At 71.5% G+C, this 22,041-nt stretch carries 22 protein-coding genes; 13 read left to right on the plus strand and 9 right to left on the minus strand.

The window, feature by feature from the left end:
* Positions 1–13: 13 nt before the first annotated feature.
* Genes ACLQ3K_RS08345 through ACLQ3K_RS08370 form a run of 6 tightly spaced genes read left to right on the plus strand, consistent with a single transcriptional unit; the run spans position 14 to position 7,568 of the window.
* Positions 14–763: an SDR family oxidoreductase gene (locus ACLQ3K_RS08345; protein ID WP_425998506.1), complete on the plus strand. Its 750-nt coding sequence runs from the start codon at positions 14–16 to the stop codon at positions 761–763.
* Positions 760–2,376, plus strand: coding sequence for a (2,3-dihydroxybenzoyl)adenylate synthase (locus tag ACLQ3K_RS08350; RefSeq protein WP_425998508.1), 1,617 nt, complete (start codon positions 760–762; stop codon positions 2,374–2,376). Before ACLQ3K_RS08345 ends, ACLQ3K_RS08350 begins: the two co-directional genes overlap by 4 nt.
* Entirely contained in the window at positions 2,373–2,996 is a 624-nt protein-coding gene (locus ACLQ3K_RS08355; RefSeq protein ID WP_224645217.1) for an isochorismatase family protein, read from the plus strand. The genes ACLQ3K_RS08350 and ACLQ3K_RS08355 overlap by 4 nt, the downstream gene beginning before the upstream one ends.
* Complete coding sequence (locus ACLQ3K_RS08360; RefSeq protein ID WP_224645216.1) at positions 2,993–4,081, plus strand: isochorismate synthase; 1,089 nt, start codon at positions 2,993–2,995, stop codon at positions 4,079–4,081. Before ACLQ3K_RS08355 ends, ACLQ3K_RS08360 begins: the two co-directional genes overlap by 4 nt.
* A gap of 2 nt (positions 4,082–4,083) precedes the next feature.
* Complete coding sequence (locus ACLQ3K_RS08365) at positions 4,084–5,793, plus strand: ABC transporter transmembrane domain-containing protein (RefSeq protein WP_425998511.1); 1,710 nt, start codon at positions 4,084–4,086, stop codon at positions 5,791–5,793.
* Positions 5,790–7,568 carry an ABC transporter ATP-binding protein gene (locus ACLQ3K_RS08370; RefSeq protein ID WP_425998513.1) on the plus strand — a complete coding sequence of 593 codons (1,779 nt, stop codon included), beginning with the start codon at positions 5,790–5,792 and terminating at the stop codon, positions 7,566–7,568. Before ACLQ3K_RS08365 ends, ACLQ3K_RS08370 begins: the two co-directional genes overlap by 4 nt.
* Before the next feature lie 15 nt (positions 7,569–7,583).
* Here the strand turns inward: ACLQ3K_RS08370 and ACLQ3K_RS08375 are convergent, their stop codons facing one another.
* Positions 7,584–8,234: a TetR/AcrR family transcriptional regulator gene (locus ACLQ3K_RS08375; RefSeq protein WP_425998515.1), complete on the minus strand. Its 651-nt coding sequence runs from the start codon at positions 8,232–8,234 to the stop codon at positions 7,584–7,586.
* A gap of 87 nt (positions 8,235–8,321) precedes the next feature.
* On the opposite strand from ACLQ3K_RS08375, the gene ppk2 reads away from it, so the two are divergent.
* The 3 genes from ppk2 to ACLQ3K_RS08390 are packed head-to-tail and all read left to right on the plus strand — an operon-like array spanning position 8,322 to position 11,015.
* Positions 8,322–9,260 carry a polyphosphate kinase 2 gene (gene ppk2, locus ACLQ3K_RS08380; protein WP_224645384.1) on the plus strand — a complete coding sequence of 313 codons (939 nt, stop codon included), beginning with the start codon at positions 8,322–8,324 and terminating at the stop codon, positions 9,258–9,260.
* 52 nt (positions 9,261–9,312) lie between these two features.
* Positions 9,313–10,179: a hypothetical protein gene (locus ACLQ3K_RS08385; protein ID WP_224645212.1), complete on the plus strand. Its 867-nt coding sequence runs from the start codon at positions 9,313–9,315 to the stop codon at positions 10,177–10,179.
* Positions 10,176–11,015, plus strand: coding sequence for an alpha/beta fold hydrolase (locus tag ACLQ3K_RS08390; protein WP_425998518.1), 840 nt, complete (start codon positions 10,176–10,178; stop codon positions 11,013–11,015). The genes ACLQ3K_RS08385 and ACLQ3K_RS08390 overlap by 4 nt, the downstream gene beginning before the upstream one ends.
* Before the next feature lie 360 nt (positions 11,016–11,375).
* Here ACLQ3K_RS08390 and ACLQ3K_RS08395 read toward each other — a convergent pair whose 3' ends face one another.
* Both ACLQ3K_RS08395 and ACLQ3K_RS08400 read right to left on the minus strand, forming a co-directional pair.
* Entirely contained in the window at positions 11,376–11,771 is a 396-nt protein-coding gene (locus tag ACLQ3K_RS08395; RefSeq protein WP_425998520.1) for a L,D-transpeptidase family protein, read from the minus strand.
* Positions 11,681–12,067, minus strand: a complete 387-nt coding sequence (locus ACLQ3K_RS08400; protein WP_425998522.1) for a hypothetical protein — start codon at positions 12,065–12,067, stop codon at positions 11,681–11,683. The genes ACLQ3K_RS08395 and ACLQ3K_RS08400 overlap by 91 nt, the downstream gene beginning before the upstream one ends.
* Positions 12,068–12,168: 101 nt before the next feature.
* On the opposite strand from ACLQ3K_RS08400, the gene ACLQ3K_RS08405 reads away from it, so the two are divergent.
* On the plus strand, positions 12,169–12,606 hold the full coding sequence (locus ACLQ3K_RS08405; protein WP_425998524.1) for a DoxX family protein: 438 nt from the start codon (positions 12,169–12,171) through the stop codon (positions 12,604–12,606).
* 12 nt (positions 12,607–12,618) lie between these two features.
* Here the strand turns inward: ACLQ3K_RS08405 and ACLQ3K_RS08410 are convergent, their stop codons facing one another.
* Genes ACLQ3K_RS08410 through ACLQ3K_RS08420 form a run of 3 tightly spaced genes read right to left on the minus strand, consistent with a single transcriptional unit; the run spans position 12,619 to position 15,382 of the window.
* Complete coding sequence (locus ACLQ3K_RS08410) at positions 12,619–13,005, minus strand: VOC family protein (RefSeq protein WP_425998526.1); 387 nt, start codon at positions 13,003–13,005, stop codon at positions 12,619–12,621.
* Positions 13,002–13,316 carry a thiamine-binding protein gene (locus ACLQ3K_RS08415; protein WP_224645207.1) on the minus strand — a complete coding sequence of 105 codons (315 nt, stop codon included), beginning with the start codon at positions 13,314–13,316 and terminating at the stop codon, positions 13,002–13,004. The genes ACLQ3K_RS08410 and ACLQ3K_RS08415 overlap by 4 nt, the downstream gene beginning before the upstream one ends.
* The gene (locus ACLQ3K_RS08420; RefSeq protein WP_425998528.1) at positions 13,316–15,382 is read right to left on the minus strand and encodes a prolyl oligopeptidase family serine peptidase; all 2,067 of its coding nucleotides are present in this window, start codon (positions 15,380–15,382) and stop codon (positions 13,316–13,318) included. Before ACLQ3K_RS08420 ends, ACLQ3K_RS08415 begins: the two co-directional genes overlap by 1 nt.
* Here ACLQ3K_RS08420 and lpdA point away from each other — a divergent pair.
* Positions 15,371–16,753: a dihydrolipoyl dehydrogenase gene (gene lpdA / locus ACLQ3K_RS08425; RefSeq protein ID WP_224645205.1), complete on the plus strand. Its 1,383-nt coding sequence runs from the start codon at positions 15,371–15,373 to the stop codon at positions 16,751–16,753. The genes ACLQ3K_RS08420 and lpdA overlap by 12 nt on opposite strands.
* 213 nt (positions 16,754–16,966) lie before the next feature.
* Positions 16,967–17,842, plus strand: coding sequence for an ectoine hydroxylase (gene thpD, locus ACLQ3K_RS08430; protein ID WP_425998531.1), 876 nt, complete (start codon positions 16,967–16,969; stop codon positions 17,840–17,842).
* A 77-nt stretch (positions 17,843–17,919) separates the two neighbouring features.
* On the opposite strand, the gene ACLQ3K_RS08435 is transcribed toward thpD, so the two are convergent.
* The 3 genes from ACLQ3K_RS08435 to ramB all read right to left on the minus strand — a co-directional run bounded on the left by ACLQ3K_RS08435 (position 17,920) and on the right by ramB (position 20,346).
* A complete protein-coding gene (locus ACLQ3K_RS08435) occupies positions 17,920–18,273 on the minus strand; it encodes a VOC family protein (RefSeq protein ID WP_224645203.1) in 354 nt (117 codons plus the stop codon).
* 2 nt (positions 18,274–18,275) lie between these two features.
* Complete coding sequence (locus ACLQ3K_RS08440) at positions 18,276–18,800, minus strand: carboxymuconolactone decarboxylase family protein (protein ID WP_224645202.1); 525 nt, start codon at positions 18,798–18,800, stop codon at positions 18,276–18,278.
* Positions 18,801–18,945: 145 nt separating this feature from the next.
* Positions 18,946–20,346, minus strand: coding sequence for an acetate metabolism transcriptional regulator RamB (ramB, locus tag ACLQ3K_RS08445; protein ID WP_224651743.1), 1,401 nt, complete (start codon positions 20,344–20,346; stop codon positions 18,946–18,948).
* Between the two features lie 402 nt (positions 20,347–20,748).
* Here ramB and aceA point away from each other — a divergent pair, with 402 nt between their 5' ends.
* The gene (gene aceA / locus ACLQ3K_RS08450) at positions 20,749–22,041 is read left to right on the plus strand and encodes an isocitrate lyase (RefSeq protein WP_224651744.1); all 1,293 of its coding nucleotides are present in this window, start codon (positions 20,749–20,751) and stop codon (positions 22,039–22,041) included.

Here is a 22,041-nt window from a genome sequence, read left to right on the forward strand (position 1 = left end):
CGGGGACGCTGATATGCACGCATTCATCACCGGCGCAGCCTCCGGGATCGGCGCAGCGACCGCCCTGCGGCTCGCGCGGCGGGGCCCCGTCGCCCTCGCGGACCGCGACGCCGACGGGCTGGTCGCGACCGCCCGCGCCATCGCCGACGCGGGCGGAACCGCCACCTCCCACGTCCTCGACGTGACCGACGCCGACGCCGTCGCCGCGGCGCTGGACGCCGCCGAGAAGGCGGGCGGCCCCGTCGACGCGCTCGCGCACTGCGCGGGAATCCTCGTCGCCGGAACGGTTCTCGACACCGCGGCCGAGGACTGGGCCGCCGCGCTGGCCGTGAACCTCACCGGCACCGTGCACGTGCTCACCGCCGCCGCCCGCCGCATGGCGGAGCGCGGCGCCGGCGCCGCCGTGGTCGTCGGCTCCAACGCCGGGAACGGCCCGCGCGTCGGCCTCGGCGCCTACGGGGCGTCGAAGGCCGCGGCGCACAGCGCGACCCTGACCCTCGCCCTCGAGCTCGCGGGCAGCGGCGTGCGGATCAACGTGGTCGCGCCCGGCTCCACCGCCACGCCCATGCAGACCGCCTTCGGCGGCGCCGCCGCCGCGGAGGCCGCGATCGCGGGCGACCTGGCGCGGCACCGGCTGGGGATCCCCCTGGGCCGCATCGCCGACGCCGACGACATCGCCGGTGCGATCGACTACCTGCTCTCGCCCGATGCGCGGCACGTGACCGCGCAGGTACTCACCGTCGACGGAGGCGCCACCGTATGACCAGCACCGAGACCCGCTACTTCCCGGAGGAGTTCGCCGCGCGCTACCGCGCGGCGGGCCACTGGACCGGCGAGACCTTCGCGTCCTTCCTGCCCGAGGCCGCAGAACGCTTCGGCGACGCCGAGGCGCTGGTCGCGCAGGACGTCGCCGGTGCCCCGGTGCGACTGAGCTACCGCGAGCTGGACACGGCGGCCGCCGTGACCGCCGCGGGGTTGCGCGCCGCGGGAATCGCCGCAGGCGATCGGGTGGTACTGCAGCTGCCGAACACCGCAGAGTTCGTCACCGTGCTGTTCGGGCTCTTCCGGATCGGCGCCATCCCCGTGTTCGCGCTGCCCGCGCACCGCCGCAGCGAGCTCGTGCACTTCGTGCAGACGTCGGGCGCGAAGGCCATGATCACCGCGGCGACCATCAACCGCTTCGACCACCGTGCGCTGGCCGCCGAGGTCGCTGCGGAGACCGGCGCCGAGATCCTCGTCGTCGACGACCTGCCGTTCGTGGGTGACGTCGCGGAGGGGACACCGGTCACCGCCGACCCGGAATCCCTGGCGTTCCTGCAGCTCTCCGGCGGCACCACCGGTGTGCCGAAGCTGATCCCGCGCACCCACGCCGACTACCTGTACTCCGTCCGCGAGTCCGCGAAGATCTGCGGGCTCGGGCCCGGCGCACGGTTCCTCGTGGTGCTGCCCGTGGCGCACAACTTCCCCATGAGCAGCCCCGGCATCCTCGGCGTCCTGTGGGCCGGCGGCACCGTCGTGCTCGGGACGGACCCGGCACCGTCGAAGGCCTTCCCGCTGATCGAGGCGGAGAAGGTGACCATGACGTCGCTGGTCCCGCCGCTCGCGATGCTGTGGCTGCAGGCCGTGCCCGGCTCGACCGCCGACCTGGGCAGCCTGGACGTGCTGCAGGTGGGCGGGGCGAAGTTCCCGCCCGAGGCGGCGCGGCGCGTGACCCCGGAGCTCGGCTGCCGCCTGCAGCAGGTCTTCGGCATGGCCGAGGGCCTGGTCAACTACACCCGCGACGACGACCCCGAGGAGCTCGTCCTCGGCACGCAGGGCCGCGCCATCTCGCCCGACGACGAGGTGCGCGTCCTTGACGAGGACGGTGCGCCCGTCCCCGAGGGCGAGGCCGGGCTGCTGTGGACCCGCGGGCCGTACACGATCCGCGGCTACCTGGGCGGCGTCGACGCCGAGTCCTTCGACGCCGAGGGCTTCTACCGCACCGGCGACATCGTGCGGCGGCTGCCGAGCGGGCACCTCGTCGTGGAGGGCCGCGCCAAGGACCAGATCAACCGCGGCGGCGAGAAGATCGCCGCCGAGGAGGTGGAGAACCACCTCATCGCCCACCCCCTGGTGATCGACGCGGCCGTCGTGGCCGTCGCCGACGAGTTCCTCGGGGAACGCACGTGTGCGGTGGTGCTGACCGGGGGCGAGCGGCCCACGGTGCCCGAGCTGAAGAAGTTCGTCCGCGCCCGCGGCGTGGCCGAGTACAAGGTGCCCGACCGGGTGGAGTTCGTCGACGAATTCCCCACGACGGGCGTCGGAAAGATCAGTCGCCGCGAACTGCGGCGCGCGCTGGCGGATCTCGTCGGGCGTAAGGACGAGGAGAAGCTGTGAGCCTGCCGAAGACGGTCGTCTACGACCTGCCCGAGATCGAGTGCCCCGACACGGTCGACTGGACCGTCGACCCGGCGCGCTCCGTCCTGCTGATCCACGACATGCAGGAGCACTTCGTGGGGCCGTTCGAGCGGGACGCGGAGCCGCTGCGCACCGTGGTGCCGAACATCGTGGCGCTGCGCGCCGCGGCCCGCGCCGCCGGGGTGCCCGTGGTGTACACCGCGCAGCCCGGCGACCAGGACCCCGAGGAGCGCGCGCTGCTCACCGATTTCTGGGGACCCGGCCTCAAGACGGCGAACCAGGACATCATCGGCGAGCTGACTCCGGCCGACGACGACGTTCTGCTCACCAAGTGGCGCTACAGCGCCTTCGCCAAGTCGGATCTCGCCGAGCGGATGCGGGCCTGGGGCCGCGATCAGCTGGTCATCGCGGGCATCTACGCCCACATCGGGATCATGACCACGGCGCTCGACGCCTTCATGCGCGACGTGCAGCCCTACGTGGTCCGCGACGCCGTCGCCGACTTCTCCGCCGAGGATCACGCCAACGCGCTCACCTATGTGGCGGGCCGATGCGGCAGAGTGGAGACTACGGACAAGGTTCTGGAGGCACTGCGATGACGGCGAGCACGAGCGGGGAGAGCGACCATCCGCATTTCCTGCTGACCGCCGCCGGGCAGCGCCTCGCGGCGCGCGGCAGCGCGGGGGCGTTCACCGACCCGCACGCCGCGGCCGCCGCGCTCCGGGCCGGCACGGTCCCCGCCGTGGTGGGCGCGCTGCCCTTCGACCTGGCCGATCCCGCCGCGCTGACGGTGCCGGAGCACTTCGGCGACGTGGCCGCGGCTCCCGCCGGGACGGCCGCCGAGCTGCCCACGTTGACGCAGACCGCCCAGCACCCCGAGCCGGCCGAGCACGTCGACCGGGTGCGCCGTGCCATCGAGCTCATCGACGACTCCGAGCTGCAGAAAGTGGTGCTCGCGCGCGCCGTCGACTTCGAGGCCGCCGCGCCGCTCGACCCGCTCGCCGTGGCCGCCGCGCTCGAGCAGCGCGACCTGGAGGGCAACGCCTTCGCCGTCGACCTCGCCGCCGCCGGCGACGCCTACCGCGGCCGCTGGCTCGTGGGCTCCAGCCCGGAGATCCTCGTCGGGCGCATGGGCAACACCGTCTTCTGCCATCCCTTCGCCGGCACCGCGACCACGCCCGAGGGCCTGCTGGACTCGGAGAAGGACCGCGAGGAGCACGCCTACGTCGTCGACGAGATCGCCGCCGCGCTCGCGCCGCTGTGCGCGGAACTGGACGTGCCCGCCGCACCGTCGGTGACGAGGGCCGGGCCCGTGTGGCACCTCGGCACCAAGATCGAGGGCCGGCTCGCCGACCCCGCGACCAGCGCGCTCGACCTCGCGCTCGCGCTGCACCCCACCCCCGCCGTCTGCGGCTTCCCGCGGCGGACCGCCGCCCGCGCGATCGCCGACATCGAGGGCGAGCGGGGCTTCTACGCCGGCGCCGTCGGCTGGACCGCCGCGAACGGCGACGGGCACTGGCGGGTCAGCATCCGGTGCGCCGAGCTCGACGGTGCGCGGCTGCGCGCCTACGCGGGCGGCGGCATCGTCGGGGCCTCGGATCCGCAGGCCGAGCTGGCCGAGACCCGCAACAAGCTGCGCACCGTGCTGGGCCCGTTCCGGCTCACCGAGTCCGCGCGGAGCTGAGGGTGGCGGATTGGACCGGCAGCCGGCTGCCGGTGTTCTTCGAGGCGCCCGAGCAGCAGCCCGACCACCGGCCGCTCGCGGTCGATGCCGACACCACGCCGCGGCAGCTGGTGCTGCGCACCATGTTCGGCAACCCGTCGCGGACGCTGCCCGCGGGCCTGCTCATCATCGGCCACCAGGTCGGCGAGGCGCTGGTGCCCGTGGTGATGGGCCTCGCGATCGACCGGGCCATCCAGACCGGGGACTGGGCGGCGACGATCCGCTGGGTCCTCGTGCTCGCGGTCCTGTTCGCCTTCCTCTCGTTCAGCTTCCGGTTCGGCTCGCGCATCGGCTTCCTCGGCATGAACACCGTGCAGCACCGGCTGCGCACCCAGGTGACCGACCGGATCCTGGACCCGCGCGGCCTGGGCGGGGGCCACTCGCCCGGCGTGCTGCTCTCCATCGCCACCTCCGACGTGCAGCGCCTCGCCATGTCGGTCGCGCTCGGGCTCTACCCGGTGGGCGAGCTCGCGGCGATCGTCTTCTGCGGCGTCGTGCTCCTGTCGATCTCCTGGCAGCTGGGCCTGCTCGTGCTGCTCGGCGCGCCCGCGATGCTGTGGTGCCTCGACAAGGCGGGCGGCGCCCTGCGCGCCCGCAGCGAGGCCGAGCAGCGGGCCGCCGGCGAGGCAGCGGGGTCCGCGGCCGACCTGGTCGCCGGATTCCGCGTGGTCAAGGGCATGCACGCCGAGGCCGAGGCCGACCGTCGGTACCGGGCGGCGAGCGCCCGCGCCCTCGCGGCCGTCATCAAGGCGCGCCGCTCCGAGGGCGCCTACGTGGGCGCGATGGAGGCCGTCGCCGCGGCCTTCGTGGTGCTCGTGGGCGTGCTCGCCGGCGTCCAGACCGTGCACGGCGACCTCACCGTCGGCCAGCTCATCACCGTCGTGGGCCTCACCCAGGTGGTGATGGCGCCGCTGCAGGCCATGGGCACCAACTTCGGCAAGTTCTGGGTGGCGGGCAACGCCTCCGCCAAGCGCGTGCTCATGGTGCTGCAGGCGCCCTTCGCGCGCGACGAGGGCGTGCTGCACGCGCACGACGGGGACGAGGTGCCCGTGCGGCTCTCCGGCGTCCCCGCGGGCGAGGGCGTCGTCGACCTGGAGTTCCCGCCCACCGGGGTCACCGCCGTGGTGTGCGGCGCCGAGACCACCGCCGCCGCGACCGCGCTGCTCGCGCGGTCCGGGGCGCCGCGGCCGGGCGCCGGGGTCACCGTCGGCGGCACCGACCTGTACACGCTCACCCAGCCCGTGGCGCTGCGGACCGTGCGCGTCGCGCCGCACGCGACCACCCTGTTCGAGGGCACCGTCGAGGAGAACGTCGCCGCCGGCGGCGCCCCCGACCGGGTCGCGGCGGCGCTCCTCGCGGCCGCCTGCGACGACGTCCTGGAGGTCCTGCCCGACGGGCTGCAGACCTCCGTGGGCGAGGCCGGGCGGCTGCTCTCGGGCGGCCAGCGTCAGCGCGTCGCGCTGGCCCGCGCCCTCGCCACCGACACCCGCACGCTGGTGCTCGTCGACCCGACCAGCGCGGTCGACTCCGTCACCGAGGCCGCGATCGCCGACCGGCTGGGCGCCGCCCGCGAGGGACTCGCCACCGTCGTCTTCACCGGCTCCCCGACGCTGATCGCCGCGGCCGACACCGTGCTCACCGTCAGCCCCGCCGGAGCGGAGGTCCGCGCATGAGCGCCCCCACCACGACCGGCACCACCGGCGCCCTGCCGATCGCCGACGGGGCGGAGACCTTCCGCTTCGCCCGCGGCCTGCTCGCGGGGAAGCGCGGCGCCCTCGCCCTCGTGTTCGTGGTCCTGCTCGTGGGCGCCGCCCTCGGGCTGGCCGTGCCGTGGGGCTTCGGCGCGATGGTCGACGTCGCGATCGACGGCGGCGGCTACCCCGACGTACTGCGGATCGGCGGTCTCATGGCGGCCGCCGCGATCGCCTCGGCGGTGTTCACCGGCCTCGGTATCGCCCTCTCCGCGCAGGTCTTCGAGACCGCGCTCGCCCGGCTGCGCGAGTCGATGGTCGGTGCGGCGCTGCGACTCTCCCAGTCGCGGGTCGAGGAGGCCGGGTCCGGCGACCTGGTCTCCCGCGCGACGGACGACGTCGGCGCGGTCAGCCAGGCCATCTCCCGCGGCGTGCCCGCGCTCGCCCGGTCCGGCTTCTCCGTCGCCGTGACCGTCGCCGGTTTCGCCGCGCTCGACTGGCGGTTCCTGCTGGTGGTCGTGGTGGTGCTCCCGGTCTACGTACTCGGCGCGCGGATGTACGTGCGCGTCGCGCCGCCGGTCTACCGCTCCGAGCGGGCGGCCATGGCGGAGCGGGCGCACCACATGCTCGGGTCGATCCGCGGCCTGCCCACCGTGCACGCCTACGACCTCATGGACCGCGCGAGCCTGCGGGTCAGCGACGGTTCGTGGCGCGTCGTGCGCTGGACCATGCGCGCGCGGATCGTGCAGAACCGGCTCTTCGGGCGGGTCAACCTCGCCGAGTTCGTCGGCATGGCCGCGATCCTCGTGCTCGGCTTCGCCCTCGTCGACGGGGACCTGGTCACCGTCGGTGCCGTCACCACCGCGATGCTGCTGTTCCTGCGCCTGTTCGGGCCGATCGGCGCGCTGCTGCTGGTGATGGACGACATCCAGTCCGCCGGAGCCTCTCTCGCCCGCATCGTCGGGGTGATCGGGGTGGCCGACAACGAGGCATCGGGACCGGCACCGTCGGGCGTGGTGGACGTGCGCGGCGGGCCGCCCAGCGTCGAGGTCGACGGGGTCGCCTTCGGGTACGGCGGCGGGCGCCGCGTGCTCGACGGGGTCACCGTGCGCCTCGAACCGGGGGAGACGGTGGCCGTGGTCGGCACGTCGGGCGCGGGGAAGACGACCCTCGCCGCGCTCATCGCAGGCGTGCACGTGCCCGACGCCGGAGTGGTGCGGATCGGCGGTACCGACCTCGCGACGCTGCCGGATTCCGCTGCGCCGGTACTGCTCACGCAGGACGTCCACGTCTTCGCCGGCTCGCTGGCCGAGGACCTGCGGATGGCGGCGCCGTCGGCGTCGGACGCGGAGTTGCACGCCGCCCTGGCGCGGGTGGGCGCGCGGGAGTGGGTGTCCCTGCTCGATGCCGGGCTGGACACGGTCGTCGGCGCGGGCGGACAGGCGCTCACCCCGCAGCGGGAGCAGCAGCTCGCGCTGGCCCGCCTCGTGCTGCTCGACCCGCCCGTCGCGATCCTCGATGAGGCCACCGCCGACGCCGACAGCGCCGACGCCGACCTGCTCGAGGAGGCCGCGCAGGCCGCGCTCGCCGGGCGCACCGCCCTCGTCGTCGCGCACCGTCTCAGCCAGGCCGCCCGGGCCGACCGGATCCTGGTGATGGAGCGCGGCGCCATCGTCGAGCAGGGCACGCACGACGAACTCCGCAGCGCGGGCGGACGGTACGCCGCCCTCTGGGCGGCGTGGAGCCGTCACCGGTGAGGTGACGGCGGACCGTCAGGCGCCGTGGAAGGCGCGGTAGACGGCGGAGCCGTAGAACGCGCCGATCCGCTCGGAGTCCCCGCGCCAATCCTTGCCCGCGTCGTCGGGGCGGTCGGCCAGCATCGACCGGACGGCGGCCTCGCACGCCGAGACGAACAACTCCATGAGCATCGGCAGCTTGGCGTCCAGGTCCTGCATGTCCCACCAGCGGATGAGCGCGGGCCGGATCCAGTCCTCGGCCTGGCGGGCCAGGGTCGCGCGCGCGCCCTGCACGCGGTGCACCACCTCCGGGTCGGTGACGCCGGAGAACAGCAGCTGCCAGGTGTCGGCGCGCTCGTTGACCGCGGCCAGCAGGCCGCGCATGCCGATGATGAACGCCGTCTCCGGGTCCTCGCCGTGGGCGTTGTGGAGCGATGTGAGGACGTAGGTCATCATCGTCTCGGTCTCGCGATCGAGCAGCTCGGTGATGAGCGCGACGCGGTCCGGGAAGCACGAGTAGATGACGGGGCGCGTGACCTGCAGACGGTCGGCGACGGTGCCGATGGTGACGGCGGCGAGCCCGTCGCGCGCGGCGATCTCCAGCGCGGCGTCGAGGACCTGGGGGCGGCGGCGCTCGGGCCCGAGGTGTTCGGCGCGCCGGCGTCCGCGGTTGGCGGTGGTGGGCATTCCGCACAGTTTACCGATCACAGGGCACCGCGCGTTCACGCGACGTTCACCCGCCGGTCCGCGCCTGCCCGTAGCCTTCGGCGCGTGATGGATCTCGACCTGCCCGTGGGCATCGACTTGAGCGCGGTCAGCGGCCGCGAGGCGCTGCAGAAGATCGTCGACCTGCGGGCGACCGAGGGCTTCTCCGTGAACGACGACGATGACGACGATCCGGTGCTGCTCACCCCCGAGCGGCACGTCGTCGACACCTGGCGCGAGGGCTACCCGTACTCGGAGCGGCTCGCCCGGTCCGAGTACGAGCGGGACAAGCGCCTGCTGCAGATCGAGCTGCTCAAGCTGCAGCGTTGGGTCAAGGACACCGGGCAGCGGCTGGTCATCGTGTTCGAGGGCCGCGACGCCGCCGGCAAGGGCGGCACCATCAAGCGCTTCATGGAGCACCTCAACCCCCGTGGCGCGCGCGTGGTGGCGCTGGTCAAGCCCACCGAGCGCGAGGCCGGCGAGTGGTACTTCCAGCGCTACATCGACCACTTCCCGACCAAGGGCGAGATCGTCCTGTTCGACCGCTCCTGGTACAACCGCGGCGGCGTCGAGCGGGTGATGGGCTTCTGCTCCGACGAGCAGCACGAGCGCTGGACCCACCAGGTGCCGCTGTTCGAGAAGATGCTGGTCGAGGACGGTATCGACGTCACGAAGTTCTGGTTCTCCGTGACCCAGCTCGAGCAGCGGACCCGCTTCGCGATCCGCCAGATCGACCCCGTGCGCCAGTGGAAGCTCTCGCCGATGGACCTCGCCTCGCTGGACAAGTGGGACGGCTACACCGCGGCGAAGGAGGAGATGTTCACCGCGACGGACACCGACTACGCGCCGTGGACCGTGGTGAAGAGCAACGACAAGAAGCGCGCCCGCCTCAACGCCATGCGCTACATCCTCGACAAGTTCGACTACGACAACAAGGACATGGACGTCCTGGCCGCCGGCCCGGACCCGCTCATCGTCGGGCGCGGTCGCGACCTGATCAGCGACTGACGGTGACCCGAGTCGACCGGGGCCGACGGCACCGTCGAGTACCGTTGTCGCCGTGCGTTCTCTGACGGCCTTCCTCCTCGTTCTCGTGGCGATCGCGGCCACGTTCGTGGCGGTCCCCGCGGCGTGGGCGAAGAACACGGTGCTCGACCGCGCCGAGTTCATGAAGCTCATGGAGCCGCTGGGTCGCGACAGCGCCGTGCAGGACGCGATGGCGCAGGAGATCGCCCAGCAGGTGCAGCGGCTGCTCACCGAGCAGGGCGACGCCCGGCCGCCGCTCGACGCGATCACGCCCTACGTCTCGACCTACGTGCACGGCCCGCAGTTCCCGGGCGCCTTCACCGAGGCCGTGGGCCAGGTGCACACCTGGCTGCTGGTGCGGCCCACCGCCGAGCAGCGGCTGCGCGGCGCGACCACCGCGGAGATCGACCTCGCGCCGATGATCCGCGACGTCGCCGCCGCGAACAACGTGAAGGTGACCGTGCCGGAGCGGGTCACCATCGACCTGTCCGGGACCGGCGCCAACCGGGACCTGTTCCGGGCCGGACGGTACGCGTCCGTCGCCGACACCATCCGGTCGGCGGCGTGGATCGCGCCTCTGACCGCGCTCGCCGCGGCCCTGCTCGCGCTGCTGGCAGCGCATCGCCGCGGGTTCATGATGTTCTACCTGGGGCTCGGCGTCGCCGTCGCCGCGGGCGTGACGTGGATGCTGTGCGTGGCGGCACCGTCGTACGTGTCGAGCCGCAGCGGGACCGGGGGGCTCAGCCCCGTGGTGGACGCCGCGCTCGCGCAGGTGACGAAGAGCCTGACGCCGTGGATCGCGACCGAGGCCGCGGTCGGCGGTGCGCTGGCCCTGCTGGGGCTGATCTTCGGCGGGCTGGGCGCCGTGGCCGCGCGGCGGGCGGAACGGCGCGCCTGGTGACGTCGACGGCGCGGCCCACCGTCGCGACGCTCACTTACAAGGACGGCACCACCAATCCCGTCCGGATCTTCCGCGGCCCCGATCCCACGGCGCCCGTGCTGATGATCTGGCCCGGCGTGAACGTGCCCGCCGGCTACTTCGACGACTTCGGACGCGGGCTCATCGACGCCGGGTTCAACGCCGTCGTCGCCGAGCTGCGCGGACAGGGCGATTCGCGGCCCCGCGGCGCCGGGGGAAAGCACGGCTTCCAGGACGTGGTGGTCGAGGACTACCCGGCCGTCTCCGCGCTGGCCCGGCAGAAGTTCCCCGGCGCGCCGCGGATCCTGCTGGGACACAGCCTCGGCGGGCTGATGGGCGCCATGTACGCGGCGCGGGCCCGCCGGAATCTCGCCGGGGTGATCCTGATCGCCTGCGGCACGGGGTATTACAAGCTCGACGGGCTGTCGGGGGCCGCGCGCCGGATCGGGACGTCCGTCGCCGCCCGCGCCGCCGCCCGGCGGGGCCACTGGTCCGGCCCGGACGGGCTCGGCGAGGTGCCCGCCGGGATCGTGGCCGATTTCGATCACCTGGTGCAGACCGGCGACTTCAACGTCGCCGGCGCGGACGTGGACTACGAGGCGCGTCTGGCGGGGACGAGGACGCCCGTGCTCACCGTGGCGATCGCCGGCGACGAGCTCGTCTCGGATCGGCAGTCGCGGTTCGTGGGGGAGAAGTTCCCGTCGTCGGTGCACCGGCGGATCGCGGATCCGCTGGGGCACAACCAGTGGATCCTCTCGCCCGGTGCGGTGATCCCCGCGCTGTCGGGGTGGATCGCGCAGTCCGTGCCGCGCGGCTGAGGGCCACCGGCTCCGAGTCCGCGGCGCCGGTGGGTAGTCCCGCACGGAAGTGATGCGCCCCGCGCATCCCCTGTGAATGTGCTGGTCAGCGCTGTATCTCGACGATCGGGCTATGCAAGAACTGCATAGCCTCGCGCGTGGACGTCGTTCGTGGCGGAATCGGTGATCGTGCGAGGAAATCCGTGGTGGGTATGCAGTCTTCGCATAGCCCGATCGTCGAATTCTGCCTTCGACCAGGGCATTCCAGGGTATGCGTCGCACGCATCACTTCTCTGCGCGACTACACCCCACGCCTGTGGCCCTACTCCGTGGCCTCGCCGGCCCACCGTCGGAGGTTGTGCGCCGGCCGGGTACCGCGGATCAGCCGGCGAGACCGGTGACCAGGACCGGGTTGTGCGCGGGCGCCAGCCATTTCAGCAGAGTGATCATGCCGTCGCGGCTGATCGCGACGCAGCCGAGCGTCGGCTTGCCGTCGGTGACGTGCAGGAACATCGCGCCGCCCTTGCCCGGGGTGTGGGTGGGGTTGTTGTCGAAGTGCACGGCGTAGTCGTAGACGGGGCCGATGTCGTAGAGGTTCTCGCTCTCGGGCCCGGGGCTGGCGGCCTGCACGACCATGCGGTCGTAGGTGGGGGAGTTGACGTTCCCGTCCCACCAGTGCTGATTCGTCACCTTCGTGTAGGGCAGGGTGGTGCCCGGGTTGTCCTGGCGGCCGAACGCGAGGTCGAGCTTGAAGACGCCGAACGGGGTGCGGGGCACGCCGTCCTGGCCTCGCCGATGCCCTGCTGCCCGACCTTGCCGGAGACCGGCCCGTAGACCTTGGTCCAGCCCTGCGCGAGCAGTGCCCACGCCGAGACCTGGACGTCCGTCGAGGAGAACGACGGTGCCGCCACCGTGATGACCTCGCGGGCCGTCGGCGCGGCCGCGACGGCGGCGTCGAGCAGCGCCTTGTCGGCGTCGGCAGCGGCGGCGTGCGGGACCGTCAGCGACGTGGCGACCGCGGCGGCGGGCAGCGCAGCAAGTCCCACCAGCACCTGACGCCTCTTGAGCAACATGCGTCACAGTATGGCACGAGCTGGGGTTTCACGTGAAGCCGGCGAGTCCACTGCCGCATGGCGCGCTGCGATGGGGGCTCGTCTTCCGTACCTTCGGGGGCGTGAACACGACGAGGGACATCTGGTTGCTGGTGGCGCGGGCGAGCGTCGGGGTGATGTTCTTCCTCAGCGGATGGGGGAAGGTTGCGAACCCGAAGCGGTTCGCCGCGGACTTCGCCGCGTGGGGGATCCCGGAACCCGACCTCGCGTCGACCGTGACGGCGTGGGCGGAGCTGGTCCTCGGCGCCCTGCTGGTGCTCGGGCTGCTCACTCGGTTCGCGGCCGCGGGGCTGGCGGTCACGATGGTGGGCGCGATCTACTACTCGGTCTGGCCCGCGGCGACCGAGGCGTCCACCACGGTCACCGGATTCCTGAGCCGGTTCTTCTACAGCCCCGAGTGGCTGCTGCTCCTGGTACTCCTCGCCCTCGCGGGCGCGGGCCCGGGCCGCGTCGCCCTCGACGAGCCGTTCGGCATCGAGGCCCGACTGCAACGCCGGTGACGGTCCGCCGGATCAGTCCGACGGGGCCGCGAACAGCAAGCGGTTCCCGTCCGCGTCGCGGACGGTGACGGTGTCGGAGCCCCACGGCTGCCGAGTCAGCGGCTCGGCGATCTCCGCGCCCCGCGCGGCGAACTCGTCCGCCAGCGCGGAGAGATCCGCCGCGGAGGCGAGGCCGAAGGTCGCCGCGAGCAGGTGCTCGCGGTCCCGGAGTTCCGGCGGGATCACCGGCTCGTCGACATGGCGGAGATTGAGCGCCAGCCCGTCCCGCGCCACCTGCGCGTAGAACGCGGGCTCGCCGTGCACGAACCGCGCCTCGAAGCCGAGGCGGTCGACGTAGTACGCGACCGCGGCGACGACGTCGGCGACGAACAGCTGCGGCTCGACGGAGCGGAGCGTCATCGCCCGGAATCCCGGAGGTGCTGCTCGACCCGCTCCAGCTTTGCCGTGAGCTGGCCGGTGTGCCCGGGCCGGATGTCGCACTTGACCACGAGGGAGACGCGCGGGGCGCTCTCGGCGAGGCGGTCGACGCACGCCTTGATCACGCCCATCACCTCGTCCCACTCGCCCTCGATGGTGGTGAACATCGCCGTGGTCTCGTTCGGCAGGCCGGACGCGCGGACGATGGCAACAGCTTCCGCGACGGCGGCGGCGACGCCACCGTCGGCACTCTGGTCCCCGCCCATCGGGCTGATCGAGAATGCTGCGAGCATCATTCGCCTCCCAGCTCGCGCCACAGGAATTCGTAGGCGAGGGCGGATTTGAAGGCGGCCTGCTTGTTGTCGGCCGCGCCGCCGTGGCCGCCCTCGATGTTCTCGTAGTAGTCCACCTCGATGCCGCGCTCACGCAGCGCCGCGACGAACTTGCGGGCGTGGCCGGGGTGCACGCGGTCGTCGCGGGTCGACGTGGTCACCAGGAGCGCGGGCAGATCGCCCGGGCCGTCCGGCAGGTTCTGGTACGGCGAGTACTCGCTGATGTACGCCCACTGCGCGGGATCGTCCGGATCGCCGTACTCCGCCATCCACGACGCGCCGGCGAGGAGCTGGTGGTAGCGCCGCATGTCGAGCAGCGGCACCTGGCAGACGATGGCGCCGAACAGCTCCGGGTACCGCGTGTACATCACGCCCATGAGCAGCCCGCCGTTCGAGCCGCCCTGCGCGCCCAACTGCTCGCGCGTGGTGATGCCGCGGGCCACGAGATCCTGCGCGACAGCGGCGAAATCCTCGTAGGCGCGCAGCCGGTGCTCCTTCAAAGCGGCCGTGTGCCAGTCGGGTCCGTACTCGCCGCCGCCGCGGATGTTCGCCAGTACGTAGACGCCGCCGCGCTCGATCCACGACGTCCCGGACACCGCCGTGTAGTCCGGCGTGAGCGAGACCTCGAAGCCGCCGTAGCCGTACAGCAGCGTCGGCTGCGGCCCGTCCGCGGGCTTGCGCACGACGAAGTAGGGGATCTGCGTGCCGTCGTCGCTGGTGGCGAAGAACTGCTCGGCCGTGACGCCCGTGGCGTCGTAGAACGCCGGCGCGGACTTCAGCGGCTCGACCGACCCGCCGGCCGTCCCGTGCAGCAGCGTGGGCGGCAGGGTGAAACCGCTGGCGGTGGCGAAGATCTCGTCGCCCTCCCGCGGATCGGTGTAGTACACGCCGATCTCGGCCAGCTCGGGGAAGCCGCGGGTCTCCCGCTTCTCCCACGTGCCGGGCTCGAGCGTGTGCAGCTCGGAGCGCACGTCCCGCATCGTCGACAACAGCAGGTACGACTTGGTCCACGAGTAGCCCGCCAGCGCGGTGTGCGCGTCGGGGGTGAAGACGGTGCTGTACTCGCGCGAGCCCGCCCGGTAGGCGTCGAAGTCGAAGGCCACCAACGCACCCGGGGGCACCGTCCCGGTCGGCAGCTCCCACGCGGACTTCGGGCGCACCAGCAGCCGCGACTCGTGCACGTCCGCATCGGAATCCGTCGGCACGTCGATCCGCTCCAGCGCCAGCGTGTCCGGCGAGAGCAGGTAGATCTCGCTGTTGTAGAAGTCGATCGCGCGCGAGACGAAATGCCGCTCGTAGCCGGGGGTGTCGTCGTAGCCGGCGCCGATCGAGACGTCAGAGTGATGGCCCTCGTAGACCAGGTCCGCGTGCCCGAGCGGGGTGTCGCGGCGCCACCGCTTGACCAGCCGCGGGTACCCCGAATCCGTGAGCGAGCCGGGCCCGAAGTCGGTGCCCACGTAGACGGTGTCCTTGTCGATCCACGAGATCCGGCTCTTCGCCTCCGGGAGGGAGAAGCCACCGTCGACGAACTCGCGGCGCGAGATGGAGAACTCCCGCACCACCGTCGCGTCGGCGCCGCCGCGCGAGAGGGAGACGAGCGCGCGGTCGTACCGCGCACCGTCGGGCGACTCCGCGCGGAGGACGGCGGCCCCGCCCCAGACCCAGTTCTCGCCCTCGGCCTCGCGGAGGGCGTCGACGTCGATGACGACGTCCCACTCGGGGCTGTCGGTGCGGAAGGACTCAAGGGTGGTGCGGCGCCACAGGCCGTACGGGTGGTCGGCGTCGCGCCAGAAGTTCCACAGGTACTCGCCGCGGCGCACCGGGTAGGGGATGCGCTGGTCGGTGTCGAGGATGGCGAGCACGCCCGCCTCGAGCTCGTCGAACCTCGGTCCGGTCAGGCGCGCGGTGCTCGCGGCGTTGCGTTCCCGGGCCCAATCCAGGGCAGTGGCGGATTCCACTTCTTCGAGCCATGCGTACTGGTCCATGGACTCCACACTAGGGCTAGGCTGAAAGCCGTGGCTGATCACTTTGACACTGTTGTACTCGGCGCCGGCCCAGGAGGCTACGTCGCCGCTATTCGCGCCGCCCAACTCGGGCAGAAGGTCGCGGTCATCGAGGAGAAGTACTGGGGCGGTGTGTGCCTGAACGTGGGCTGCATCCCGTCGAAGGCGCTCCTGAAGAACGCCGAGCTGGCGCACACCTTCACGCACAAGGCGCAGCTGTTCGGCATCTCCGGTGACGTCTCGTTCGACTTCGGGGCGGCGTTCGACCGCAGCCGCAAGGTGTCGGAGGGGATCGTCAAGGGCGTTCACTTCCTGATGAAGAAGAACAAGATCACCGAGATCAACGGCTACGGCACGTTCGTCGACGCCAAGACCATCCAGGTTGGCGACCAGACGGTGACGGGCGACAACATCATCATCGACACCGGCTCGACGGTGCGCCTCCTCCCGGGCGTGACGCTGTCCGACAACGTGGTCACCTACGAGGAGCAGATCCTCACCCGCGACCTGCCCGAGTCGATCGCCATCGTCGGCGCCGGCGCCATCGGCATGGAGTTCGCGTACGTCCTCAAGAACTACGGCGTGGACGTCACCATCATCGAGTTCCTGGACCGCGCGCTGCCCAACGAGGACGCGGACGTCTCCAAGGAGATCGCCAAGCAGTACAAGAAGCTGGGCGTGAACATCCTGACCTCCACCAAGGTCGAGTCGGTCGACGACCAGGGCTCGCAGGTCGTCGTGAAGTACACCGGCCCGAAGGGTGCCGGGGAGATCACGGTCTCCAAGGTGCTCATGTCGATCGGCTTCGCGCCGCGCGTCGAGGGCTTCGGCCTGGAGAAGACGGGCGTCGCCCTCACCGAGCGCGGCGCCATCGCCATCGACGACTTCATGCGGACCAACGTGCCCGGCGTGTACGCCATCGGCGACGTCACCGCGAAGCTGCAGCTGGCGCACGTCGCCGAGGCGCAGGGCGTCGTGGCCGCCGAGACCATCGCCGGCGCGGAGACCCAGGCGCTGGGCGACTACCGCATGATGCCGCGCGCCACCTTCTGCCAGCCGCAGGTCGCCTCGTTCGGCCTCACCGAGCAGCAGGCCAAGGACGAGGGCTACGACGTCAAGACCGCGACCTTCCCGTACTCGGCGAACGGCAAGGCCCAGGGCCTCGGCGAGCCCGTCGGCTTCGTCAAGCTGGTCTCCGACGCCAAGTACGGCGAGCTGCTCGGCGGCCACCTCATCGGCCCCGACGTCTCCGAGCTGCTGCCCGAGCTGACCCTCGCGCAGAAGTGGGACCTCACGGTCAACGAGCTCGCTCGCAACGTCCACACGCACCCGACGCTGTCGGAGGCGCTGCAGGAGTCGATCCACGGCCTCGCCGGCCACATGATCAACCTGTAGGCATCGCGCTTTCCGGCGGCCCGGCACCGATCCACGGTGCCGGGCCGCCGTGCGCTTCCAGCCGAGTTGGACACTCGTGCCGGACCCTGGCAGGGTCGGGACCGCGGCGTGGCGTTGCCACGGCGCCGGGTCGAGAAGGGGCATCGGTCACCGTCGGGGACGTCCGCGCCGTGAGGCACGCAGTGGAACGCACTGCCCGGACGGAAGGAATCGATGACCCACGCAGCGACGCTCACCGACCACTACCCGACGCGCGTCGACCGGAGCGAGATCCACGACCGACCCGACCCCGTCGTCTGGCCCGGACGGTCCGGGCCCTGGCCCGACGGTGCCGTCGACGACTTCGCCGCACACGGCTTCCGCAGCGTGGAGGGCGTGCTCGACGCCGGTGGCATCCGCGACGTGCGCTCCGAGATCGATGCGGTGACGACCCGGCTCGGCGCCGATGAGCGGGTGATCCGGGAGACCTCCGACGGCAGCGTGCGGTCGGTCTTCGCGGTGCACGAACTGAGCGAGAGGATCGCGTCGATCATCGCGCGCGAGGAGATCGCCGGGGTCGCCCGGCAGCTGCTCGGCGACGACGTCTACGTGCACCAGAGCCGCGTCAACCTCAAGCCCGGCTTCGCCGGCGGACCCTTCTACTGGCACAGCGACTTCGAGACCTGGCACGCCGAGGACGGCATGCCCACGCCGCGCGCGGTGAGCGTCTCGCTGGCGCTCACGCCGAACACCCCGTTCAACGGCTCGCTGATGATCATGCCCGGCTCGCACCGCCGGTTCGTCTCCTGCGTGGGGCGCACGCCGGGCGAGTACCACCGCGAATCGCTCAAGTCCTACCGGCCGCCGTTCGGCACGCCGGAGGAGCGCGACATCGCCGCGATGGCCGACGAGTACGGGATCGAGCAGGTCACCGGCGGCGCGGGCAGCGCGCTGTACTTCGACTGCAACTGCCTGCACGCCTCGGCGGGGAACATCTCGCCGTACCCGCGGTCGAACCTGTTCGTCGTGTTCAACGCCGTGTCGAACGGGCTGGGTGAGCCGTTCGCCGCCGACGCCCGTCGACCGGATTACCTGGCGGCGCGGGAGTAGCTCACGAATTCGAGTTCTGCGGCGTCACGTGTGCTCCTGAGCACCTGTGGTGCCGCAGAACTCGACATCGTGAGCGGTCAGTGCGGGTGGCCGACGACGTTGACGACGGTGCCGTCGGGGGCGCGGACGAAGAACCGGCGCGGGCCCCACTCCTCGCTGGTGAGCGGGTGGACGATCTCGTAGCCGGAGCGCTGCGCTTCGGCGTAGGCCGCCTCGACGTCGTCGGTCATCACGGACAGGTCCGAGTCGATCTCCGCGGTCCGGTCGCCGGTCACGAGCTGCACGCTGGCGCCGTGGTCGGGGGAGGAGAAGCGGGCGACCCAGCCGAGGTTGAACTCCTCGTCCGTGAGGCCGAGGAAGTCGGCGTAGAAGCCACGGGCGGTGGCGATGTCGTCGACGGCGATGTTCGGGATCACCTTGTGCACCCGCATGATCAGGCCTTCTCGGGCTGGATGCCGAGGACGTCGATGGCGGTGGCGAGGCCGTCGTAGTTGGTCGCCAGCATGACGATCTCCACCAGCTTGCGGTCGTCGTAGAACGCGGCGAGGCGGGCCCAGGACTCGTCGGTGACCGCCTTGTCCTCGACCAGCTCGGTGACCACGTCGAGCAGCGCGGCGCTGCGCTCGTCCCAGCCCGAGCCGTCGAAGATGCGCTCGAACTGCGTGTCCGTCAGGCCGGCCTGCGCGCCGATGCGGCGGTGGTGGCCAAGCTCGTAGGCGTTCTCCCGCAGGAAGGCGACGCGGACGATGACCGTCTCCGACTCCGAGCGCTTGAGCGCACCGAAGGGCATGAGCATGCCCGAGTAGCCGAGCCAGCCGACGAACAGCCGCTTGGTGCGGCCGAGGGTGGAGAACAGGTGCATGTCGTCGGCGCGGATCGCCTTCGCGCCGATCTTGGCAATGGCGTAGTTGATGGGGCCGAGCTGGCGGAGTCCGCCGGGAGTCACGCGGGGTGTCATGACTCGACGCTACCGCCTGCGGAGCGCCGCCGGGAGAGAGATATGAACGAAGTTCACTTCCGGGCCGGGGCTGGGAGGGCGGAGCTAGCGGACGAGGGAGGGGGGAGTTGGTGGAGCGGTCGGCGGGGATGTCGAGGACACGTCCTCAACGGACGAGGTACGGCGAGATGGTGGAGCGGTGCTCGTCGATGTCGAGGGCCTTGCCGATGGCGGGGAAGGCGCGCTGGGGGCAGCCGGCGCGCTCGCAGACGCGGCAGCCGGCGCCGATGGGGGTGGCGTTGGCGTCGGAGAGGTCGAGGCCGCGGGCGTAGACCAGGCGGTGCGCGTGCCGCAGCTCGCAGCCGATGCCGATCGCGAAAGTCTTGCCGGGCTGGCCGTACCGCGCGGCCCGCCGCTCGACAGTGCGCGCGACCCACAGGTAGTTCCGTCCGTCGGGCATCTCGACGATCTGCGTGATGATCTTGCCCGGCCACGCGAAGGTCTCGTAGACGTTCCAGAGTGGGCAGGTGCCGCCGGATGCGGAGAAGTGGAAGCCGGTGGAGCTCTGCCGCTTGCTCATGTTGCCCGCGCGGTCGACGCGGACGAAGGACAGCGGCACGCCGCGCAGGTTGGGACGCTGGAGCGTCGACATGCGGTGCGCGATGGTCTCGTAGCTCACGGAGAAGAACGCGGACAGCCGCTCGATGTCGTACTCGAACTCCTCCGCGGCGCCGTGGAACTGCGTGTACGGCAGCACGACGGCCGCGGCGTAGTAGTTCGCGAGACCCAGCCGGGCGAGGGCGCGGGCCTCGTCGGAGCCGAAGGCGGCACCGTCGACCAGGGCGTCGATCTCCCGGCCGCACTCCAGGTACGCGAGCTCGGCCGCCATCTTGAAGACCTGCTGCCCGCTCGACAGGTGGCGGTTGATCTCGAGAACGCGCGTGCGCGGGTCGTAGCGGTGCAGCACCGTCTCCCCGAGGTCGACGCGGCGGCGGATCGACACGTTGTGCACGGCCTCGAGTCGCGTGACGATCTCGGTGCGCACGTCGGCGTTGTGCATGCGCATCCGCGCGGTGAGCTCCTCGGCGGCGACGTCGAGCTCGTGGAAGTAGTTCTGCCGCTGGTAGAAGAAGTCCCGCACCTCCTCGTGCGGATTCGGGATGCTTCCGCGGGCCCCCGGATCGTTGCGGCCGTCCGTCACCTGGGCCAACTGATCGGCGGCGCCGAGGTAGCGGCGGTGCAGGGCGACCATCGCGCGGGCGAAGCCGGGGTGGTCGCGCGCGAGCTCGGACAGCTCGTCGGTGCTGGTGGGCGCGTCGACATCCATCGTCACCTCGCGCAGCTCCGCGATCAGCCGCGTCTGGTCCTGGGAGTTGAAGAAGGAGGTGTCGACGCCGAAGACGTCGGTGATCTTCAGCAGCACCGGGACGCTGAGCGGCCGCACGTCGTGCTCGATCTGGTTCAGGTACGACGGCGAGATCTCCAGCGCCTCCGCGAGGGACGCCTGCGACAGCCCGCGCTCCTTGCGCAGGCCGCGGAGTCGTGCCCCCACGAAGGTCTTGGACATGCGGCGAAGTTTAGTCGCGGAGCCGCAGCTACCGACGGGTTACGAGCGTTCGGGCGGAGCTTTGCAGTGAGGTGTGTCACAACGATGGACCGGCGACGAGCGGTGCGCGGCGGCGGACCGTCGGGAATGGGGTCGAGAGGCCCGACGCCCCGCGTCGGCAAACTCCCAGTACGGGCGTACTTTTTTCGCCGGGCGTTGCCATAGACCTTCGCAGGATTAGCAGGATCGGCGTGATTTCATGGCTTGCTTTGGCATCTTCGACCGCCTTGGCCTGCGGCTTTAGGTATGGCACAGTAGGCGAAGGCGCAACGCCGGGACAGCGAATCGGGTTAGCGATAGCCCTCGCTCAGCCTCCCGGTGGCCGATCAGATCCACATCGACGCAGAGAAGAACGGGGAGCCAATGAGCACCGTCGGACAGCCGCGGACCGCCGCCGAGATCCAGCAGGATTGGGACACCAACCCGCGTTGGAAGGGCATCACGCGCGAGTACACCGCCGAGCAGGTCGCCGAGCTGCAGGGCAGCGTCGTCGAGGAGAACACCCTCGCTCGCCGCGGCGCGGAGATCCTGTGGGACGGCGTCACCAAGGGTGACGGCTCCTACATCAACGCCCTGGGTGCCCTCACCGGCAACATGGCCGTGCAGCAGGTGCGCGCCGGCCTCAAGGCGATCTACCTCTCCGGCTGGCAGGTCGCCGGTGACGCGAACCTCTCGGGCCACACCTACCCCGACCAGTCGCTGTACCCGGCCAACTCGGTGCCGGCTGTCGTGCGTCGCATCAACAACGCCATGCTCCGCGCCGACGAGATCGCCCGCGTCGAGGGTGACAAGTCCGTCGACAACTGGGTCGTGCCGATCGTGGCCGACGGCGAGGCCGGCTTCGGTGGCGCCCTGAACGTCTACGAGCTGCAGAAGGCCATGATCGCAGCGGGTGCCGCCGGTACCCACTGGGAGGATCAGCTCGCCTCGGAGAAGAAGTGCGGCCACCTCGGTGGCAAGGTGCTCATCCCCACCCAGCAGCACATCCGCACCCTGACCTCGGCCCGTCTGGCCGCCGACGTGGCGAACACCCCCACCGTGGTCATCGCGCGCACCGACGCCGAGGCTGCCACCCTGATCACCTCGGACGTCGACGATCGCGACAAGCCGTTCGTGACCGGTGAGCGCACCGCCGAGGGCTTCTACAACATCAAGAACGGCATCGAGCCGTGCATCGCCCGCGCCAAGGCCTACGCGCCGTACGCGGACATGATCTGGATGGAGACCGGCGTTCCGGACCTCGAGGTCGCCAAGAAGTTCGCCGAGTCGGTCAAGGCCGAGTTCCCGGACCAGCTGCTGTCCTACAACTGCTCGCCGTCCTTCAACTGGAAGCAGGCGCTGGACGACGCGACCATCGCCAAGTTCCAGAAGGAGCTGGGCGCGATGGGCTTCACCTTCCAGTTCATCACGCTGGCCGGCTTCCACGCCCTCAACCACTCGATGTTCGACCTGGCCTACGGCTACGCCCGCGAGGGCATGACCGCCTACGTCGACCTGCAGGAGCGCGAGTTCGCGTCCGAGGCGCGCGGCTACACCGCCACCAAGCACCAGCGTGAGGTCGGCGCCGGCTACTTCGACCGCATCGCCACCACCGTCGACCCCAACACCTCGACGGCTGCTCTCAAGGGCTCCACCGAGGAGGGCCAGTTCCACTAG

Origin of the sequence: Tsukamurella sp. DT100, from assembly GCF_049844855.1 — a bacterium.
GTDB lineage: Bacteria > Actinomycetota > Actinomycetes > Mycobacteriales > Mycobacteriaceae > Tsukamurella.

Bases quoted from the DNA above. Each gene is read 5' to 3' on its own strand.
- ACLQ3K_RS08345 (WP_425998506.1), top strand. From the start codon at position 14: ATGCACGCATTCATCACCGGCGCAGCCTCCGGGATCGGCGCAGCGACC.
- ACLQ3K_RS08350 (WP_425998508.1), top strand. From the start codon at position 760: ATGACCAGCACCGAGACCCGCTACTTCCCGGAGGAGTTCGCCGCGCGC.
- ACLQ3K_RS08360 (WP_224645216.1), top strand. From the start codon at position 2,993: ATGACGGCGAGCACGAGCGGGGAGAGCGACCATCCGCATTTCCTGCTG.
- ACLQ3K_RS08370 (WP_425998513.1), top strand. From the start codon at position 5,790: ATGAGCGCCCCCACCACGACCGGCACCACCGGCGCCCTGCCGATCGCC.
- ACLQ3K_RS08375 (WP_425998515.1), bottom strand. From the start codon at position 8,234: ATGCCCACCACCGCCAACCGCGGACGCCGGCGCGCCGAACACCTCGGG.
- ppk2 (WP_224645384.1), top strand. From the start codon at position 8,322: ATGGATCTCGACCTGCCCGTGGGCATCGACTTGAGCGCGGTCAGCGGC.
- ACLQ3K_RS08400 (WP_425998522.1), bottom strand. From the start codon at position 12,067: ATGTTGCTCAAGAGGCGTCAGGTGCTGGTGGGACTTGCTGCGCTGCCC.
- ACLQ3K_RS08410 (WP_425998526.1), bottom strand. From the start codon at position 13,005: ATGACGCTCCGCTCCGTCGAGCCGCAGCTGTTCGTCGCCGACGTCGTC.
- ACLQ3K_RS08415 (WP_224645207.1), bottom strand. From the start codon at position 13,316: ATGCTCGCAGCATTCTCGATCAGCCCGATGGGCGGGGACCAGAGTGCC.
- thpD (WP_425998531.1), top strand. From the start codon at position 16,967: ATGACCCACGCAGCGACGCTCACCGACCACTACCCGACGCGCGTCGAC.
- ACLQ3K_RS08435 (WP_224645203.1), bottom strand. From the start codon at position 18,273: ATGCGGGTGCACAAGGTGATCCCGAACATCGCCGTCGACGACATCGCC.
- ACLQ3K_RS08440 (WP_224645202.1), bottom strand. From the start codon at position 18,800: ATGACACCCCGCGTGACTCCCGGCGGACTCCGCCAGCTCGGCCCCATC.
- ramB (WP_224651743.1), bottom strand. From the start codon at position 20,346: ATGTCCAAGACCTTCGTGGGGGCACGACTCCGCGGCCTGCGCAAGGAG.
- aceA (WP_224651744.1), top strand. From the start codon at position 20,749: ATGAGCACCGTCGGACAGCCGCGGACCGCCGCCGAGATCCAGCAGGAT.